Consider the following 19,663-nt stretch of genomic DNA (forward strand, 5'->3'; position numbering starts at 1 on the left):
GAACCAGGCTTTATAAAAAAAAGCCCACACTCGTTAGAGTGTGTTAGTTCAATAGAAATAATGGAGGATTTTAGTATGAAAGTTTTGCTTGGATTAAGTGGCGGAGTTGATTCTGCTATTGCAGCTTATTTATTGAAAGAACAAGGATATGATGTAACTTGTTGTTTTATGCGAAATTGGGATTCGTTTGCTAATAATGATATTGAAGGAAATCCGACAATTATGGATGATACATGTCCACAGGAACAAGACTATCAAGATGCCTTAGCGGTTGCGAACCATCTTGGGTTAAAACTTCTTCGTGTTGATTTTATAAAAGAGTATTGGGATCATGTCTTTAAAACATTTTTAGATGAATATGAAAAAGGAAGAACACCCAATCCAGACATTTTATGTAATAAATATATAAAGTTTGATTCTTTTTTTGAATTTGCTTTAAAAAATGGATTTGATGTTGTAGCAACAGGGCACTATGCATCTACTACCAATATTGATGGTTTTAATTATTTGACAAGAGCAGCAGATACGAATAAAGATCAAACATATTTCTTGTGTCAAGTAAATAAAAATGCGATACAAAAAACAATGTTTCCATTGGGAAAATTAATTAAACCACAAGTGCGTCAATATGCTGCAGACTTGAATTTGGAAAGTGTTGCGACTAAAAAAGATAGTACAGGAATATGTTTCATTGGAGAACGTGATTTTAGAAAGTTTTTAACAAATTATCTTCCAAGTAAAGAAGGTAACATTGTCGATATTGATACTGGAAAAGTAGTAGGACGCCATATTGGGGTTCTATATTATACAATTGGACAAAGAAAAGGACTCGATATATCTGATTGTGCTGGACCTTGGTTTGTGGTAGGAAAAGATGTAAAACAAAATGTTTTGTTTGTTTGTCATAACTCCCATAAAGAATGGTTATATTCAACTAGTTGCATTGTCAGTGGTGTAAACTGGATTTTACCAGACTCTTATAAAATTCCTGAAAAATGTACAGCTAAATTTAGATATCGTCAACCTGATCAAGATGTATACTTGAAAAAAATTGATGATACCACAATTTTGTTGTCTTACCCTCAAAAAATTTCATCGGTTACATGTGGACAAGAAGCTGTTGTTTATGATGGAAACATTTGCATGGGTGGAGGTGTCATTGATCAAGTATTTATCAATGATGAAGATTTAAACGAAAAAATTCTACTTACTTATCAGGAGAAGTTGAATGGAAACCATTGATGCGATTCTAGAATATGTAGTTTTTGAAAACGAACAAAATCATTATATAGTCGCTACTTTTTCACAGACAGATACATATCATAAATTTACGGCAACAGGAATTGTTCGTGATGTTAGTGAGGATATGGAATACACTTTAACAGGTGATTATGTCCATCATCCTAAGTATGGTGAACAGTTTCAAATTAAGAGTGCAGTTCGTAAGTTGCCAACAAATGAAAAACAGATTGTCCGTTTTTTAAGTGGAGAAAGATTCAATGGTATTGGTAAGAAAACAGCAATGGAAATTTATGAGTCATTTGGTGATAATTGTCTGGAATTAATATTACAAGATGATAGTATTTTGTATCAGATTCCATCCTTAAATCAAAAGAAAATCAATACAATAAAAAAAGGAATTCAAGAATTCTCGAGTTTTAATGAATCCTATGTTCAACTTATAAAGATGGGTTTAAGTGATGCCAAAATTGAACTGTTGCAAAAACATTATGACAATCCTGTCGAAGTGATTCAAAAAAATTGTTTTCAGCCTTTCTATGAAGTCAATGGATTTGGGTATAAAACGAGTGTATTTTTGGCTAATACATTAGCGATGGAAGCAATGGATTCTAGACGACAAGATGCTTATATATGTAATGTATGTCGTGATTTAGTTATGAATTCAGGAAATACATTTTTATCACTAGCTAGTATTTGTGAAAACACAAAAGTTCTTTCCAAACAACAAATAATAGAGGCTATACAGCGTTTAAAGAAAAATGATATTTTAGAAATACAGAATGATAGAATATATCCTTTTCATTTATTGAGTGATGAAATGACAATTTCAAATGATGTAAAAGATCATATTTTTAAGGTAGATCAAATTGATGAATCTGTTTTGGATACTAAAATTCGTGAAGTTGAATTTAGTTTAAACATTGAATATGATGATAAACAAAAAGATGCGATTATTTCCTTTTTTAATCATTCGTTTTCTATTTTAAATGGAGGACCGGGAACTGGGAAAACAACGGTTGTTAAGGGAATATTGAACATTTGTACACAATTATATCCTGATCGAACGATTCAATTATGTGCTCCTACTGGAAGAGCATCGAAACGATTATCACAGTTATCAGAATGTGATTCTCGTACGATTCATTCTTTATTACAATGGGATTTACATTCTAATACATTTGGAAAAGATGAAAATAATAAAATTGATTGTGATTTTTTAATTATTGATGAATTCAGCATGGTTGATACACATCTTTTTTGTCAATTATTAAAGGCTCTTCCTCTTCGTTGTCGTATTTTATTAATAGGAGACGAAAATCAATTGGAAAGTGTAGGACCAGGAAAAGTATTTGAAGATTTAATTGATTCTTCTTTATTACCTGTAGTTCATCTGACAAAAATATATCGCCAGGCAAATGGTTCGGGTATCGTAACTTTGGCAAAAGAAATCCGAGAAGATCAAAAGTGTAGTTTTGATGATGGTGTTACATTTATTGAAGCAAATTCTTTTGAGATTTTAGAGCGCATTTGTGAATTGATAAGTCAACAAGACATTCAAATATTAGCTCCTATGTATAAAGGAGTATGCGGTATTGATGAAATAAATAAAATGATGCAGGAATTAATGAATCCTAAGTCAAAATATAAAAAAGAAATAAAAGTTGGCCAAGTTGTTTTTCGTGAAAAAGATAAGGTCATGTTGCTTAAAAATATGGCAGAAGAAGATGTTTATAATGGTGATATGGGAACGATTATTCATATTGAAAAGACAAAAGACAATGCGATTATTGAAGTAGATTTTGGTAATCAGATTGTTCCTTTTGACCATGATTTCTTATATTTTCTAACGCATGCGTATTGTATTTCTGTTCATAAATCACAAGGAAGTGAATACGAGAATGTTATTTTTGTAGTGGATAGTAATTCGACGTATATGCTAGAAAAAAGATTGATTTATACGGCTATTTCACGTGCAAAACATCATTTATATATCATTGGAAACCAACAATTATTTGAAAATCAAGTGAAGTTGAAACAAAAACGGATTCGTCAAACATCATTAAAAGAAAACTTAGGAGGTAAGCTATGATAAAACCGATTGTAACGGATGAAACCTTTTTATCACAAAAAAGTGGAAAATGTAGAAGAAAAGATTTACCAATTGCTCAGGATTTATTAGATACAATTAAAGCATATGAATATAAATGTGTAGGAATGGCGGCAAATATGATTGGTTACTCAAAGCGTATGATTGTGATTCAGACACAATTTATGCATGTAGTTATGATTAATCCCGTTATTTTATCTAAAAAAGATCCATATACTACTATGGAAGGATGCTTATCTTTATCTGGTGAAAGAGAAGCTGTTCGTTATAGAGAAATAGAGGTTGAATATTTAGATACGGAGTTTAAAAAACACCATCAATTTTTTTATGATACCGAAGCCCAAATCATTCAACATGAAATGGATCACTTAGAAGGAATTTTAATATAAAATGAAGGTGAAAAAATGATTTCTTATTTAATTAATAAATTTGTACCTAATGCCCAAGATACTAAAAATCAACAAGTTAGAAGTCAAGTGGGGCGTTTATGTGGATGGATTGGAATCTTTAATAATATTTTATTGTTTTTGATTAAGTTTATGATTGGAACAGTTGTTCAATCTGTTTCGATTCAAGCAGATGCGATTAATAACTTGACAGATGCTATTAGTAATATTATTTCAATTATATCTTTCCGTATTTCTAATAAACCAGCCGATGCGTCTCATCCATATGGACATCAAAGAACAGAAACAATTGCTTCGATGTTTGTGGGATTGATTATTGTTGTCCTTGGTTTTGAATTAGCAAAAGAAAGTTTTACTAAAATCATTCACCCAGGTGTTATTGATTTTAGATGGGTAACGATTTTTATTTTATGTATTTCGATTGCGATGAAGCTTTGGATGTATAGCTATAATAAAGCTCTTTCTAAAAAATATGAATCATCTTTATTGGAAGCAACGGCTCTTGATTCTATTTCGGATGTACTTGGAACAACTGCTGTTTTAATTTCAACTATTTTATCACCTATATTTCATTTTAATTTAGATGGTTATATGGGGGTTATCGTTTCTGTTATTATTTTAATTAACGCATACAATTTGATTAAAGATGTTATTAATTCATTGTTGGGAATGGCTCCGGATGAACAATTAGTAAAAGATATTAAAGCTTTTATTTTACAGAGTAATCAAGTGTTAGGTGTTCATGATTTTATTGTTCATAACTATGGACCTAATAGAAACTTTGCCAGTGCTCATGTGGAAGTGAATAGTCAAAATGATATTTTTGAAATTCATGATGAAATTGATAATATTGAACGACAAGTTAAAGATAAATTCCAAGTGGAATTAGTTCTTCATATGGATCCTGTGAAAGTGAATGACCCTGAAACAGATGAATATAAAGCGATTGTTTCAAAGGCAATTAAAGAATGTAATGAACAATGGCAGTTCCATGATTTCCGTATTGTATCAGGTCCGACTCATGTGAATTTGGTATTTGATTTAGTGGTTCCATTTGATGAAAAGAAAACTAAACAAGAAATTGAACAAGAAATAATGTCGCATATTAACGTTTCAAAAGAAGTTTATTTGGTTATAACCATTGATTATCCATTTGCCTAAAAAAGAAATTGAAATTTAGATTCTTCAATGATAAAATTACTGTGTTCACGTTGAAAAGAATAAGTAGATTTATAATTGTTTTTTTTAGAGAAGAAGTGGTTGGTGAAAACTTCAAAAAGATTTTAAATTGAAGCTATCTTGGAGTGAAATCGTATTTCGGCGTTATTCGATAATTAAGGGCACTAGCAATAGTGAACTAGGATGGTACCGCGTAACTTTACGTTCCTAGATATAGGAACGTTTTTTTATGGAGGAAGATTATGAAACAACTAACAGGAAATCAAGTTCGTCAAATGTTCTTGGATTATTTCAAAGGTAAAGGACATATGATTGAACCAGGAGCAAGTCTAGTTCCTAATAACGATCCAACTTTATTGTGGATCAATGCAGGGGTTGCGGCATTAAAGAAATACTTTGATGGTTCAGAAAAACCTAGATGTAATCGTATTGCCAATGCGCAAAAGAGTATTCGTACAAATGATATTGAAAATGTAGGACGTACGGCAAGACATCATACTTTCTTTGAAATGTTAGGAAACTTCTCAATTGGGGATTATTTTAAAGAAGATGCGATTCCATTTGCTTGGGAATTCTTAACAAGTGAAGAATGGATGGGAATCGATAAAGATCGTTTATATATTACTGTGTATATTGATGATGAAGACGCATATCGTATTTGGGCTGAAAAATGCCATGTAGATCCAAGTCATATTTTAAAGACAAAGGAAAATTTCTGGGAAATCGGTAAAGGACCAGGTGGACCAGATAGTGAAATTTTCTTTGACCGTGGGCCTAAATACGATCCTGAAGGATTAGGAGAAAAATTATTCTTCGAAGAAATGGAAAATGATCGTTATATCGAAGTATGGAATATTGTGTTCTCACAATATGATTGTAATCCAGAAGTAGATCGTAAAGAATATAAAGAATTACCTCAAAAGAACATTGATACAGGGATGGGACTTGAACGTCTTGTCGCATTGATTCAAGATGGAGAAACAAATTTCGACACAGATTTATTCTTGCCAATTATCCATGCGACTGAAAAAATGGCTAAACACCCTTATGAAGGTGAATATAAAATGGCATACCGTGTTATTGCCGATCACGTTCGTACAATTACGTTTGCTTTAAGTGATGGAGCAAATTTCTCTAACTCTGGTAGAGGATATGTACTTCGTCGTGTTCTTCGTAGAGCTGCTCGTTTTGGACTAAAATTAGGATTGGATGAACCTTTCTTATATAAATTAGTTCCTGTTGTAGCGGACAATATGAAAGATTTCTATCCATATTTACAAGAACACGTTGAATTTAATCAAAAATTAATCAAAATCGAAGAAGAAACTTTCCGTAAAACATTGAAAAATGGACAAGCTCTTCTTGATGAAGAAATGGCTAAAGCGGATGGTAAATTAAGTGGGGAAGTTGTATTTAAGTTATATGATACTTATGGATTCCCATTTGAATTAACACAAGAAATTGCCCAAGAAGCTGGTTTAGAAGTTGTTCGTGAAGAATTTGATGAACAAATGAATCAACAAAAAGAAAGAGCTCGTGCTGCGCGAAGCAATAAAGAATCATTTGCGAAACAAAATGAAGAATTGATGAACTTCACCGATGCATCTGAATTTATTGGTTACGATCAATTAACATGTCAAGCAAAAGTTATTGCTCTTTTCAAAGATGGACATAGAACGGATTCATTAAGTGATGAAGGACAAATTATTTTAGATCAAACTTGTTTCTATGCTGAAAGCGGTGGACAAGTATGTGATGCTGGTACAATTACAGCGGATGGATTTGATGCTCATGTGACAGATGTTCAAAAAGCACCAAATAAACAACACATTCATACAATTGAAATCGAAGATGGTGTGATTACTGAAGGTATGATGGTTACTTGTAAAGTGGATGTTACTCGTCGTCAAAAGACAATGAAAAATCACTCTTGTACACACTTACTTCAAGCGGCTCTTCAAAAAGTTGTGGGTTCTCATATTCACCAAGCAGGTTCATATGTATGTGATGAATATTTACGTTTTGACTTCTCACATTATGAAAAAATTTCTAATGAACAATTAGCACAAGTAGAAGCATTAGTAAATGAATATATTACCAATGGATATGATGTTACTAAAGAAATCATGCCTATTGAAGAAGCTAAGAAAACAGGGGCTATGTCATTGTTTAATGAAAAATATGGTGACTTTGTTCGTGTTGTTACAATGGGTGATGTTACTAAAGAATTCTGTGCTGGATGTCATGTAAATAACACAAGTGAAATTGGAATGTGTAAAATTATTTCAGAAGAAAGTATTGGATCGGATTCAAGACGTATTACTGCTAAAACTGGTTTTGAGGCTTATAAGGAAGTTGCTCATGAACACGAAATGCTTGAAAATATCGCCGCTACAGTTAAATCAAAAGGTATTAAAAACGTTGATGAAAAAGTTTCAAATGTCTATGATCAATTAAAGGCCATGACAAAAGAAATGGAAGACATGAAAAATCAAATTAATGGTTTAAAAGCATTGGAATACTTAAAAGATGCTCAATCTATTAATGGATTAAATGTAATTATTAAATGTAGTGAAGGACTTGATTCTAAAGCTTTAAAAGATATTGCCTCAAATATCAAAGGACAAGATGAAAACGCTGTATGTTTCTTTGCGAATGTGAATAATGATAAAGTCGTTTTTGTTGCTGGAGCAGGTAAAAATGCTATTAAAAATGGTGTAAACAGTGGACAACTTGTTAAAACAGCTGCACAAATTTGTTCTGGAAATGGTGGAGGAAAACCAGACTTGGCACAAGCTGGTGGTAAAGACGCTTCTAAAGTACAAGAGGCATTGGAAGCAATTCGCTCTCAATTATTAAAATAATAAAAATACTAGACAAAGATGAAATCTCTTTCATTTTTGTCTTTTATTTTGTATAATGAAATAAGTTAAGGAGTTGATATTATGAAAGACGTTACTGAAACAATGACTTTTACTACAGAAGATATTCGAAGAGAAAATATCAAAATGATTCTGAAAGAAGTTAGTGCTGCACTGGAAGAAAGAGGATATAATTCTGAAAACCAAATTGCCGGTTATCTTATCAGTAATGATCCTGCCTATATTTCTTCTCATAAAAATGCTCGTAATTTAATTCAACGCATTGAACGTTATGAAATTATTGAAGAGTTAGTTCGTGCATATTTGGAGAAATAATGGGACGTATTATTGGACTTGATCTTGGAAGTAAGACTTGTGGAGTTGCGATTAGTGATTCAACGGGATTTCTTGCAAGAGCATTAACGACAATTCGCTTTGACCAAGACGACTATGATGATTGTTTTGATCAACTTCTTGAACTTCTTGAAAAAGAAAAAATTAAAGAAGTTGTTTTAGGACTTCCTAAACACATGAATGGTGATGTTGGAATTCGTGGTCAATTGTCAATTGATTTTGCCAATGAATTGGAAAAAGAAGGATATCATGTGACTTTATGGGATGAGCGACTCACAACTGTAAGCGCCGAGAGATTATTAATTCAAGGGGATGTTTCGCGTAAAAAGCGAAAAAAGATTATTGATCAAATGGCAGCTGTACAGATTTTACAGAATTATCTGGATAGTAAAAATAGGGGGTAATTTTTGGATTACCCTCTTTATTTTAGAAAGGAAAAAATTATATGTTAGATTCAAATTGTTTATACGTTAAAGATGAAAATGGAAATGAAAAGAAATTTATTATTTTATTTACATTTGATAGCGATGAAACAAAAAAACAATATGTAGTGTACCAAGACCCAGATGGGGATCCTAGCGATGTGTATGCTTCTATTTATGACGAACAAGGGAATTTATATCCAATCGAAAGCGATGAAGAATGGGATATGGTAGAAGAGGTTATTAACACATTCGTTGAGGATGAAGAAGATGTCGAAGAATAAAGGCAAGAAAAAAATAGGATTAATTGGTCTTTTAATAGTTTTATTGGTTATTGTAGTTACTTTTTTTGTTTTTTGTTTAAAAAACGCAAGTGCTTGTGGGGATGGAAGTAAACAGGAAACATTAATAGTGCATGAAGGTGAAAGTTTTAATGATGTATTGAGTGATTTAGAAAAAATGGAATTAATTCATAGTCAAAGGTTTGCGAAAATTTTCTCTAAAACTAAGGGTGATGTATCATATTACGCTGGTCAATATCAATTGAATGATGGTATGAACTTACAAGAAATATTTGCTTATTTGTCAAATCCTTCAAACGCAAAAGTGGATAGTGTAACAATTACGATTCCTGAGGGTAAATGGGCTAAAGAAATTGCTGAAATTATTGCCCAAAATTTCGATTATACTAAAGATGATATTATTTCTTATTGGAATGATGAAAATACTTTACGCACTTTATGTGATCAATATGAATTTTTAAATTTTGATGAAATTAATAAAGCGGAATACAAGATAAAATTAGAAGGATATTTATATCCAGAAACGTATTCAATTCCAACTGAGGCATCATTAGAAGAAATAACTAAAATTTTATTAAATCAATTTGATTGTATGTATCAAGAATATAAAGATGATTTTAATAATTCAAGTTATAGTGTGCATCAAATAGTTACGTTGGCAAGTGTCGTTCAATTTGAATCTGGATATGCTTCTGATATGCCTACGATTGCTAGTGTATTCTATAATCGTTTAAATTCAGATATGATGCTTCAATCAAGTGTAACTGTTTGTTATGCATTATACGATGATTTTAATGATCCTCAAGATTGTGAAGTTCAAACAGATATTGATTCACCATACAATACATATCTTTATAGTGGACTTCCAGTTGGACCTATATTAAATCCTGGTAAAGAAGCATTTGATGCGGTTTTACATCCAGCACAAACAGATTATTATTACTTTGCAGCGGATATCCATGGCGATGGTAAAGTATATTATTCGAGAACGTATGATGAACATATGCAGATTTGTGAACAATTGAATTTAGGATTATAATTGGATATTTTTATTTTCTATGTTATAATTCCTTAAGCGTAAACAAGGAGTTGAAATCATGGCAATTGAAAAAAATTATGTAACGCAAGAAGGTTATGACGCGTTAGTCAAAGAATATGAACAGTTAGTACACGTTACTCGTAAAGAAGTTATTGTTGAATTACAAGAAGCCAGAGCACAAGGGGACTTAAGTGAAAACGCTGATTATGATGCAGCTCGTGAACACCAAGGTCAAGTTGAAGCTCGTATTCTTGAATTAGATGCATTAATTAAAAATTCTGAAATTATTGATGAATCGACTAAAAAAGGAAAAGCCAATGTTGTTAAGATTGGTTCAACAGTTACTATTTTAGATTTATCAGAAAATGAAGAAAAAACATTTAGTATTGTTGGTTCAGTCGAAGCGGATCCTATGAATGGAAAATTATCTAACATCACTCCATTAGCTGAAGTTATCTTAGATAAAAAGGTAGGAGATGTTTGCACAGTTAAACGTGTTGAAGAACCATATGATGTAAAAATCATTTCTATAAAATAAATTTTTACAAATTTAAATTTTTGTCGAATTATAAAGAAGGGTGATATTTATGAAAAAAGTCCTTCTTTTTTTAATTTGTTTTTTCATTTTCTTATTTACATGGTTTAATCGCTATACTTTTGTCTCTTTGGATTTAGTACAGCCAACAACAAAAGAAGTAGAAATTAAAGGAGAAGTAAATCAACCAGGTATTTATACTGTGAAATGGGATGCCACAATCAATGATTTAATTGAACAAGCTGGTGGTCTGACAGAACAAGGAACGAGTGATGCTTTAAATTTAAATCGAGTAGTACAAGAAAACGAAGTGATTGTTGTTGCCAAACAAGAAAGTAATTTTGTATCAATTAATAGTGCTTCGCAAGAACAATTGGAAACACTACCAGGAATTGGTCCGAGTTTAGCTAAACGTATTATTGAATATCGTAATAATCAATCTTTTCAATCTCTCGAAGATATCAAAAACGTAAAGGGAATTGGTGATAAATTATTTGAGAAGATAAAGGATCGCATTGTATTATGAAATTTATTTTATTAGTTGGTTTCTGGTTTTGTTTGATTTTTGAAGATTCTTTACTTGTCTTCATGTTTTCGATATTGTTTGGCATTTATTTACTGGCTCGTTTTAAAAATAAGTTTATTGTTTATTTATGGATTTTATTGGCTTGTTCTAGTTTATTGCTGCGCGATAACTATATACAAGCGAAAGAAGGCATATATATAATCGAAGAAATAAAAACAAATTACTGTATTGCTGGCAACAAAGAATCAAGAATTATAGTATATGGATTAGAAAATCCTAATTTTGGTGATTCCTATTATTTTGATGAATTCGATGAAATAGTAAGTGTTAAAAATATTCATCAATTTAATTTTGAAGACTATATGCATTCTAAAAATATATATGAATCCACTCAAGCCGGTGATAATCAATTGATTTCTTATTCGAATTCAATTAAGGCTAAACTATACAATAAACTCAAAAACAATGAAGTATTGTGTATGTATTTATATGGCATTAAACCAGATAATGATTCATATTCTGTCCAATCTCGTTTATCTATTCCTTTTCTTGTTTGTTTGTATTACCTGCAAACAATATTATCAATATTCTTATCACAAAATAAAAGTCGTCTTGTTTGTATTCTAAGTGCCATAGTATATGGTGGGCTCTTTTCTTTTAAATCAAGTTTATTACGATATATTCTATATCAATTAATGAAATTCTTGATTGAAGATTCCTTTGATTCTTATGTTACTTCTAGTTTTATTTTTCTATATCTGAATCCTGATCCATTTGATTTTGTTTTTATATTGACAAGTGGAATACAAATTATGAATCACTATATTAAAGATCATAAGCAATTTGCGATTACTTTATATTTGTATTCACTACAATTTATTTATTTCCATGAAATAAATGTTATTTTATTCTTGTTATTTCCTCTTCTGAAAAATCTCAATGCATTATTATTTTGTTTTAGCTTCGTTTCGGATATTCCATCATTTAATATACCTAATCTTGTGATTCATTATGTTCCAGATGTTTTGTTTTATGTATTTTTAATTTGTGTGTTTTACTGTTTATTCAATAACAAAATCAAATTTATACCTACTATTTTACTAATACTATCTCCATTCTTTACAAGTTATGTCGACCCATTCTTTCATGTATACACCATTGATATTGGACAAGGAGATTGTACTCTTATTGTTGAACCATATAAGAAAAGTAGTGTGATGATTGATTGTGGAGCTAATTTATATAAAGATAATGTAAACGATATAATTGTCCCAGTATTAGAAGATCTACAAATCCATTCACTAGATACTTTGATTATTACTCATGATGATTTTGATCATTCAGGAGGGAAAGAAGAATTATTGAAACAAATTGAAGTTAAACAAGTAGTTGATGAGTCTTCTCAAAAAGTGAATGTAGATTATCCTTTTTATTTATTGCTTCCAGAACGTATTTCAAATGACGAAAACGATAATAGTATTGTGTCTTATTTTCAATATGACGATATGGATTATCTTTGGATGGGTGATGCTTCTATAAATATCGAAAAACAACTTCTTAATACTTATGATTTAAAAGTGGATGTTTTAAAATTAGGACATCACGGTTCTAATACAAGCTCTTCTTTTACGTTTTTAGAAAAAATAAATCCCAAATTAGGTATTATATCGGTAGGAGAAAACAATCGATATCATCATCCTTCTAGTGAAGTTGTATCGAATTGTCATTTGTTGGGAATTGATTTATTAATGACCAAAGATGTAGGCATGATTCATATTTTCTCGTGTAAGCAATTTACGTTTTTTGTTACAGCAACAGGATTGTTTGGTTTTATTTAGTATTTGATATATTAATTACATTTGTTCTTTATGATAATATGTAGATAAAGAAAGGGAAATTTTATATGTTGTCACATAAGAAACGAATAATTTTTGTATGTCTATTTGTTTTTTGTATTTCTGGATGTATAAATACAAAAAATAATAATCAAAATCCTTATAATTCAGATAAGGGTATTATTAAAATTGTAGATCATTGTCTTGATGTAAAAGAAAGTACTCAAGAAACAAATTACTACTGTGGGCCTGCCACAATACAAATGGTTTTAAATTATCATGGAATAAATGTCAGTCAAGACCAGTTGGCAAAGGAAGTAAATATCACAACCGATAGAGGAACAGAATATGTAGATCTTTGTAGAGTCGTGAATAAATACGTTCATGGCAAAGAATATCAAGTTCAAACTATGGAAATGAATGATACGAATCCTATTTTGTATCAACAATTTGAACAAAGAGTAAAAAAAGATATCGCAAGTGGAAATCCTGTCTTTCTTGCAGTGAATTTAAATGCGTTATATCCAACATTACCAAGTGCAAATCATCTAGTTGTTTGCACTGGATATGCATCTTATGAAAACACTGATGAAATTGTTTATTATTACATTTTAGATCCGTATTACGTTGTTCAAGAAAAATTTGATGGAGCCTTACAAAAAGTTCCTAAAGAAACTTTATTTAAATCTATTTATTCTAATGTAGAACCAGCGTATATATGGTAGAACAGTTTTTATTACTTATTGATGGAGTTTATTTAAAATTAATAATTAATTAAGAATTAAAATAAATAAATTCGCTATACTTAATTAAAAGAGAAGGGGTTTATTTCGCATATGAAAAGATTGTTTAGTGTTGTGATATTGATTTTTTTAATGAATTTGTTTGCTGGATGCATTCGTGTAAAAGATTATGAACAAGTAACAGTGAACAAAACGGAAGAACCAAAACAAGAAGAAATATTAAATACAAATAAAATGGATAATAAAATTGAATCACAATCACGTATGATAGATTATCGATTAAATGTTCCAGTGCGTACACAAGAAAATAATTATTATTGTGGCCCTGCATGTCTTGAAATGGTATTGAATTATCATGAAATTTTTATGAGCCAAAGTCAGTTGGCAAATGAATTAAAAACATCGGATGTTACAGGAACAGAATATTTGGATGTTGCTCGAGTTATGAATAAATATTTATTTGGCAAAGAAGATGAAAATCCACAGGGAGCGGGTTATCATGTACAATTCATAAGACAAGGCGATTCTAGTCAAAGTGTATATAAAGAATTTGAACAAAGGATAATACAAGATATTTCAACTAATGATCCTATTTTTGTTGCGATTAATTTAAATGAGATTTATCCAACTTTACCAAAGGCAAATCACTTAGTTGTATGTACTGGGTATTCTGTTTTTGAAGGAAGTCATGAAATTGAATATTTTTATATTTTAGATCCGTATTATGTTGTTCAAAATGAATATGGCTCTTCTTTACAAAGAATTTCAAAAGATGTGTTATTCAAAGCAATTTATTCTAATGATGAGCCTGCCTATATATGGTGAATTAATAAATAGTTTTGTTGAATTTTAGTTTGGAATAAAAATATGATACAATCTAAACATGAATATTATTTTATATGGATCTGATGTATCAAGACGAAAACAAAAAATTAGTGCTCTTAAAAAGAAGTATCAAGTAATGAATACGGTAGAAATTAATGCCCAAGAACAACCTTTAGAAGAGTTGTTATGGGAAATTGACAATGTATCTATTTTTGATGATGTGAAGATGGTCATCGTGAATCAGTGTTCTTTTTTAATGGGTAAAGATACAACGCATTATGATGTAAAAGAATTAATTAAGAGAAGTGACGATTCTGAGCAGTGTATCATTGTATATTGTTGTGATTCGAATAAATTTAATAAAAAGAAAAATGATGTAAAAGAACTTTTGTCTACGGTTGATAAAAATAATTTTATTCCTTGCATTGGTTTAGATGACAAAAACAAGAAAATGTATATACGAGAGTATTGTCAAAAAATAGGATTAGAAATGGATTATGATGCCTTGGATTATTTTACAAGTCGTGTAAGTCTAGATACATTACGAATTGAAAATGAATTAGATAAATTAAGAATATATGCATCTCGTATTCATCTAGAAGATGTACAAGCATTAATGAGTGTTGAGCCATTACAAAATATTTTTAAGATGGTAGATGCCTTGAAAGATCGAAATGCATTATTATTTATTGCGTATTATCGTAATTTTAGGAAATTAGGAAGTGAGCCTGTTGCGATTAATGCTTTATTAGCAAGTCAAATGCGTTTTATGTTCCAAGTTCGTGTTTATATGGATGTTTATGGGTCAAAAGATGTTATTGCTGAACATTTAAAAGCACATCCATATCGTGTACAAATGACAATGAAACAAGCAAGTAAGTTTGGTGCTGAAGAATTATTGGATATATTAGCACAGTTATCCCGATTAGATCAGGGAATTAAGACAGGAAAGATTGCAGACATGGATCAGGCATTTGAACAGTTTGCATTTGATTTATTAATAGATAATAAAAAAGAAGGCCAATATTGACCTTCTTATTTATTACTTCATGTTGTTGATTGCAGTTGACAAACGTGATTTTTGACGACTAGCGTAATTGCTGTGGTAAACTCCTTTTGCAACAGCTGAATCTAATTTTGAGCTACATTCATTGTATGCTGCAACAGCAGCTTCTTTATCATTAGCTTCAACAGCTGCTAATACTTTTTTGATTGAAGTTTTTACAGCAGATTTTTTTGATACAACTAACATGTGTGCTTTGTTGTTTGTTTTAACACGTTTCTTTTGAGAATTGATTTGTGGCATAGGTTGCACCTCCTGACATAAATTGCTTTAAAATTATAACAAAATCTTTTTTTAAATGCAATAAGACATCAAAAAAATACATTAACTATTTTAAAAAAATAAGATATAATACATGTCGATGGAGGTTATGTATGAATAAAATTCGATGCATTTTTATGGGTACTCCGCAAATTGCTGCTACAATATTAGAAAATATGCTACAAGCTAATATTGAAGTTGGTTTAGTTGTTACCCAACCAGATAAGAAAAAAGGACGTAAACAAAATTTAGTTTTTTCTGAAGTTAAAGAAGTGGCTGTTCAACATGGAATTGAAGTATTTCAACCAGTTCGTATCAAAGAAGACTATCAAACAATATTAGATTATAAACCAGATATCATCGTTACATGTGCCTATGGACAAATTGTTCCTAAAGTGATTTTAGATGCTCCTGTATATGGTGCTGTTAATTTACATGGATCACTTCTTCCAGCTTTACGAGGAGGCGCACCTATTCAAAGAGCTATTTGGAATGGCGATTCCGTTTCTGGAATGACACTAATGAAAATGGCGCCTAAAATGGATGCCGGACCTATTTTAGATGTTGAAAAAGTAGAAATTTTAGATGAAGATAATTCATCTTCTGTTTTTGAAAAAATGGCACAAGCGGCTAGTATATTATTACTAAGAAATTGGGATAAACTAGTTACTGGTCAAGCTTATTTTGTTGAACAAGATGAAAATCTAGCTACTTATGCACCGGTTATTTCTAAAAGTGAGGAACACATCGATTTAAATCAAGATGATGTTCATATTTTTAATCAGATTCGTGCTTTATCGAATGAACCAGGAGCTTATTTTATTGTAAAAAATAAAAAGTTTAAAGTATTGAAAGCGCGCTATATGCAATCACAAGTACTAAATCCAATGACATTTGCAGGACTAGTTAACGATGGATTTGGTTTGTATTTAAATGAAGGAATTCTACTTATTGATCAATGTCAAATGGAAGGAAAACCTGTTTTAAATGCAAAAGATTTCTACAATGGAATGGGTAGAAATTTAGTGGGAACACGTGTTGAATAAGGAGGTATTTCTATGGATCAGTCTCATATTCGTAATTTTTCTATTGTGGCTCATATCGACCATGGAAAATCAACTTTAGCCGATCGTATTCTTGAATTAACGGATACCGTTGAAAAAAGAGAAATGGTAAACCAAATCTTGGATTCAATGGATTTAGAGCGAGAAAGAGGAATCACAATTAAATTAAATGCAGTTCAACTTGTTTACCATGCCAAAAATGGTGAAGACTATTTATTTCATTTAATAGATACACCAGGACACGTCGATTTTTCGTACGAAGTATCAAGATCACTTGCAGCATGTGAAGGAGCTATTTTAGTTGTTGATGCAACCCAAGGAGTTCAAGCCCAAACATTGGCAAATGTTTATTTAGCTTTAGATAATGATTTAGAGATTTTGCCTGTTTTAAATAAAATTGATCTTCCTAGTGCGCAACCTGATGTGGTGAAAGAAGAAATTGAAAATATGATTGGTTTGGATTGTTCTGAAGCTGTTGAAATTAGTGCTAAATCAGGATTAAATGTAGACCAAGTGTTAGAAGAAATTGTTCATAAATTACCTGCTCCTAAAGGAAATCCAAATGCTCCTTTACAAGCATTAGTCTTTGATTCTGTATATGACTCATATCGCGGCGTCATTGCCTTTGTTTCTGTGAAAAATGGTTCTATTAAGCCAAAAGATAAAATTCGTTTTATGGCTACTGGAGCTGAATATGAAGTAATCGAAGTAGGAGTAAGAACACCTAAAGAAGTAGTAAAAGACCAACTTCAAACTGGGGAAGTAGGTTGGATTAGTGCGGCAATCAAAAATATAGAAGATGTTCGTGTAGGTGATACGATTACACACTGTGAAAGACCTGCACAAATGCCATTAAAAGGATATCGTGAAATGAATCCTATGGTTTATTGTGGTCTTTATCCAGTTGATAATGCACGTTATGATGATTTAAAAGAAGCTTTATCAAAATTAAAATTAAACGATGCTTCTTTACAATTTGAACCAGAAACATCCCAAGCCCTTGGATTTGGATTCCGTTGTGGTTTCTTAGGTTTGTTGCATATGGATGTAGTAGAAGAACGACTTGAAAGAGAATTTAATTTAGATTTAATCGCAACAAGTCCTTCAGTTATCTATCATGTATATAAAACAGACGGAACAATGGAAGCTATTGATAATCCAGCTGCTTTACCACCAGCTCAAAATATTGATCATATTGAAGAACCTTATGTAAGTGCCGAGATTATGGTTCCTAAAGAATATGTAGGAGCTATGATGGATTTATGTCAGAAAAAACGTGGTGAATATGTTGATTTACAAGTCTTAGATGATGTAAGAATGATGATGAAATATGATATGCCTTTAAGTGAAATTATTTTTGATTTCTTTGACAAGATGAAATCATGTACTAAAGGATATGCCTCTCTTGATTATGAATTATGCGGATATCGTGAAAGTAAATTAGTGAAGATGGATATTCTATTGAATGGACAAGTAATCGATGCACTAAGTACGATTGTATATAAAGATTTTGCGTATCGCCGTGGAAATGCGATGACAATTAAATTAAAAGAAATCATTCCAAAACAGCAATTTGAAATTCCTGTTCAAGCGGCAATTGGAGGAAAAGTTATAGCTCGTACAAACATTAAAGCATTGCGTAAAAACGTATTGGCGAAATGTTATGGAGGGGATATTTCTCGTAAAAAGAAATTGTTGGAAAAACAAAAAGAAGGAAAGAAACGAATGAAGATGGTGGGATCTGTTGAAATTCCACAAGAAGCATTCATGGCTGTTCTTTCAATGGATGAAGAATAAATGAATTGTTATATTCATATTCCTTTTTGTGATTCTATTTGTTTTTATTGTGACTTTTGTCGTGTCGTTTCTTCAAAAAAAAATCAGTACTTGGATGCTTTAGAATTAGAGATAAAAACACATGGTGTTCATGATATTGATACTTTGTATTTTGGTGGAGGTACACCAAGTTCATTATCAATTGATCAGTTAACACGTTTATGTTCTTTTTTTAAACCATATTTGAATAATTCGTATGAATGGACGATTGAATGTAATCCTGATTCATTGGATTTAGAAAAAATCAAATTGTTTAAGGAAATGGGTGTAAATCGCATTAGCTTGGGAGTTCAAACATTCGATAACACTTTATTAAAACAAATAGGACGAAGACATAGCGCTCAAGATGTTTTTCGCTGTATCAAAGAATTAAGACAAGAAGGAATTGAGAATATTTCTATTGATTTAATTTATGGTTTACCCAATCAAACCATAAATCAATTAAACAGTGATTTATCAATGTTTCTACAATTGGATTTGCCACATATTTCAATTTATTCATTACAAATAGAAGAAAATTCTGTTTTTGGTAAAAAGAATGTTCAACCCATTGATGAGGAATTAGAAGAACAAATGTATGATTTAATTTGTCAACGACTTTCTGAATATAATCACTATGAAATTTCGAGTTTCTGTAAAGAAGGAAAACATTCTATGCACAATTTATGTTACTGGAGTGATAATGACTTTATAGGCTTTGGATGTGGTGCATCTGGAAAAGAAAATAATGTTCGTTATGACCATGTGTTTAATATAAATGAATATATAAATAATCCATTAGCGAAAACATGGATTGAGGAATCAAGAGAAGAACAAATGTTTGATGCGATTATGATGTCGCTAAGAACTTCGTTTGGATTAGATATTGATAAGTTTAATAAGAAATATCAAACTGATTTTTATTCAAGATATGAAAATGTTATAAAAAAATATATTTCTTTTTTTGATTGTACTAAAAAACGCATTGTTTGTACGCAAAAGGGAAGAGATATTTTAAATACGATTCTTATTGATTTTATGGAATAAAGATGTTAAAATATTAAAGCTTTTGGACTGAGAATA

At 30.8% G+C, this 19,663-nt stretch carries 19 protein-coding genes and 1 other annotated feature; of the genes, 18 read left to right on the forward strand and 1 reads right to left on the reverse strand.

Going from position 1 to position 19,663, the window contains the following annotated elements; all coding sequences use genetic code 11:
• Positions 1–75: 75 nt before the first annotated feature.
• The 15 genes from mnmA to holA all read left to right on the forward strand — a co-directional run bounded on the left by mnmA (position 76) and on the right by holA (position 15,407).
• Positions 76–1,242 (forward strand): tRNA 2-thiouridine(34) synthase MnmA, encoded by a 1,167-nt coding sequence (gene mnmA, locus ACI313_RS04130; protein ID WP_439755348.1) that lies wholly within the window; start codon positions 76–78, stop codon positions 1,240–1,242.
• Entirely contained in the window at positions 1,229–3,331 is a 2,103-nt protein-coding gene (recD2, locus tag ACI313_RS04135) for an SF1B family DNA helicase RecD2 (RefSeq protein WP_439755349.1), read from the forward strand. The genes mnmA and recD2 overlap by 14 nt, the downstream gene beginning before the upstream one ends.
• Positions 3,328–3,738, forward strand: a complete 411-nt coding sequence (locus ACI313_RS04140) for a peptide deformylase (RefSeq protein ID WP_320607539.1) — start codon at positions 3,328–3,330, stop codon at positions 3,736–3,738. Before recD2 ends, ACI313_RS04140 begins: the two co-directional genes overlap by 4 nt.
• Before the next feature lie 15 nt (positions 3,739–3,753).
• On the forward strand, positions 3,754–4,917 hold the full coding sequence (locus tag ACI313_RS04145; RefSeq protein ID WP_320607538.1) for a cation diffusion facilitator family transporter: 1,164 nt from the start codon (positions 3,754–3,756) through the stop codon (positions 4,915–4,917).
• A 41-nt stretch (positions 4,918–4,958) separates the two neighbouring features.
• Positions 4,959–5,147: a binding site (T-box leader), on the forward strand.
• Positions 5,148–5,177: 30 nt separating this feature from the next.
• Complete coding sequence (gene alaS, locus ACI313_RS04150; protein WP_320607537.1) at positions 5,178–7,799, forward strand: alanine--tRNA ligase; 2,622 nt, start codon at positions 5,178–5,180, stop codon at positions 7,797–7,799.
• Positions 7,800–7,880: 81 nt separating this feature from the next.
• Positions 7,881–8,132: an IreB family regulatory phosphoprotein gene (locus ACI313_RS04155; RefSeq protein WP_320607536.1), complete on the forward strand. Its 252-nt coding sequence runs from the start codon at positions 7,881–7,883 to the stop codon at positions 8,130–8,132.
• The gene (gene ruvX, locus ACI313_RS04160) at positions 8,132–8,554 is read left to right on the forward strand and encodes a Holliday junction resolvase RuvX (RefSeq protein WP_320607535.1); all 423 of its coding nucleotides are present in this window, start codon (positions 8,132–8,134) and stop codon (positions 8,552–8,554) included. The genes ACI313_RS04155 and ruvX overlap by 1 nt, the downstream gene beginning before the upstream one ends.
• A gap of 41 nt (positions 8,555–8,595) precedes the next feature.
• On the forward strand, positions 8,596–8,856 hold the full coding sequence (locus ACI313_RS04165) for a DUF1292 domain-containing protein (protein WP_320607534.1): 261 nt from the start codon (positions 8,596–8,598) through the stop codon (positions 8,854–8,856).
• A complete protein-coding gene (mltG, locus tag ACI313_RS04170) occupies positions 8,843–9,913 on the forward strand; it encodes an endolytic transglycosylase MltG (protein ID WP_439755350.1) in 1,071 nt (356 codons plus the stop codon). Before ACI313_RS04165 ends, mltG begins: the two co-directional genes overlap by 14 nt.
• A 58-nt stretch (positions 9,914–9,971) precedes the next feature.
• Entirely contained in the window at positions 9,972–10,451 is a 480-nt protein-coding gene (gene greA / locus ACI313_RS04175; protein ID WP_320607532.1) for a transcription elongation factor GreA, read from the forward strand.
• Between the two features lie 127 nt (positions 10,452–10,578).
• Positions 10,579–10,974, forward strand: coding sequence for a DUF655 domain-containing protein (locus ACI313_RS04180; RefSeq protein ID WP_439755351.1), 396 nt, complete (start codon positions 10,579–10,581; stop codon positions 10,972–10,974).
• On the forward strand, positions 10,971–12,812 hold the full coding sequence (locus ACI313_RS04185; RefSeq protein WP_320104443.1) for a ComEC/Rec2 family competence protein: 1,842 nt from the start codon (positions 10,971–10,973) through the stop codon (positions 12,810–12,812). The genes ACI313_RS04180 and ACI313_RS04185 overlap by 4 nt, the downstream gene beginning before the upstream one ends.
• Positions 12,813–12,877: 65 nt before the next feature.
• Entirely contained in the window at positions 12,878–13,534 is a 657-nt protein-coding gene (locus ACI313_RS04190; protein WP_439755352.1) for a C39 family peptidase, read from the forward strand.
• Between the two features lie 111 nt (positions 13,535–13,645).
• Positions 13,646–14,377 carry a C39 family peptidase gene (locus ACI313_RS04195; RefSeq protein ID WP_439755353.1) on the forward strand — a complete coding sequence of 244 codons (732 nt, stop codon included), beginning with the start codon at positions 13,646–13,648 and terminating at the stop codon, positions 14,375–14,377.
• Positions 14,378–14,435: 58 nt separating this feature from the next.
• Positions 14,436–15,407: a DNA polymerase III subunit delta gene (gene holA / locus ACI313_RS04200; protein ID WP_439755354.1), complete on the forward strand. Its 972-nt coding sequence runs from the start codon at positions 14,436–14,438 to the stop codon at positions 15,405–15,407.
• Between the two features lie 12 nt (positions 15,408–15,419).
• Here the strand turns inward: holA and rpsT are convergent, their stop codons facing one another.
• Positions 15,420–15,683 (reverse strand): 30S ribosomal protein S20, encoded by a 264-nt coding sequence (gene rpsT / locus ACI313_RS04205; RefSeq protein ID WP_320608282.1) that lies wholly within the window; start codon positions 15,681–15,683, stop codon positions 15,420–15,422.
• Between the two features lie 131 nt (positions 15,684–15,814).
• Here rpsT and fmt point away from each other — a divergent pair, with 131 nt between their 5' ends.
• The 3 genes from fmt to hemW are packed head-to-tail and all read left to right on the forward strand — an operon-like array spanning position 15,815 to position 19,627.
• A complete protein-coding gene (gene fmt / locus ACI313_RS04210) occupies positions 15,815–16,747 on the forward strand; it encodes a methionyl-tRNA formyltransferase (RefSeq protein WP_320608281.1) in 933 nt (310 codons plus the stop codon).
• 12 nt (positions 16,748–16,759) lie between these two features.
• The gene (gene lepA, locus ACI313_RS04215) at positions 16,760–18,562 is read left to right on the forward strand and encodes a translation elongation factor 4 (protein WP_439755355.1); all 1,803 of its coding nucleotides are present in this window, start codon (positions 16,760–16,762) and stop codon (positions 18,560–18,562) included.
• Entirely contained in the window at positions 18,563–19,627 is a 1,065-nt protein-coding gene (hemW, locus tag ACI313_RS04220) for a radical SAM family heme chaperone HemW (RefSeq protein WP_439755356.1), read from the forward strand.
• The last annotated feature ends 36 nt before the right edge of the window (positions 19,628–19,663 follow it).

Source organism: Floccifex sp. (assembly GCF_051873495.1).
In the GTDB taxonomy this organism is placed as follows: domain Bacteria; phylum Bacillota_I; class Bacilli_A; order Erysipelotrichales; family Erysipelotrichaceae; genus Floccifex.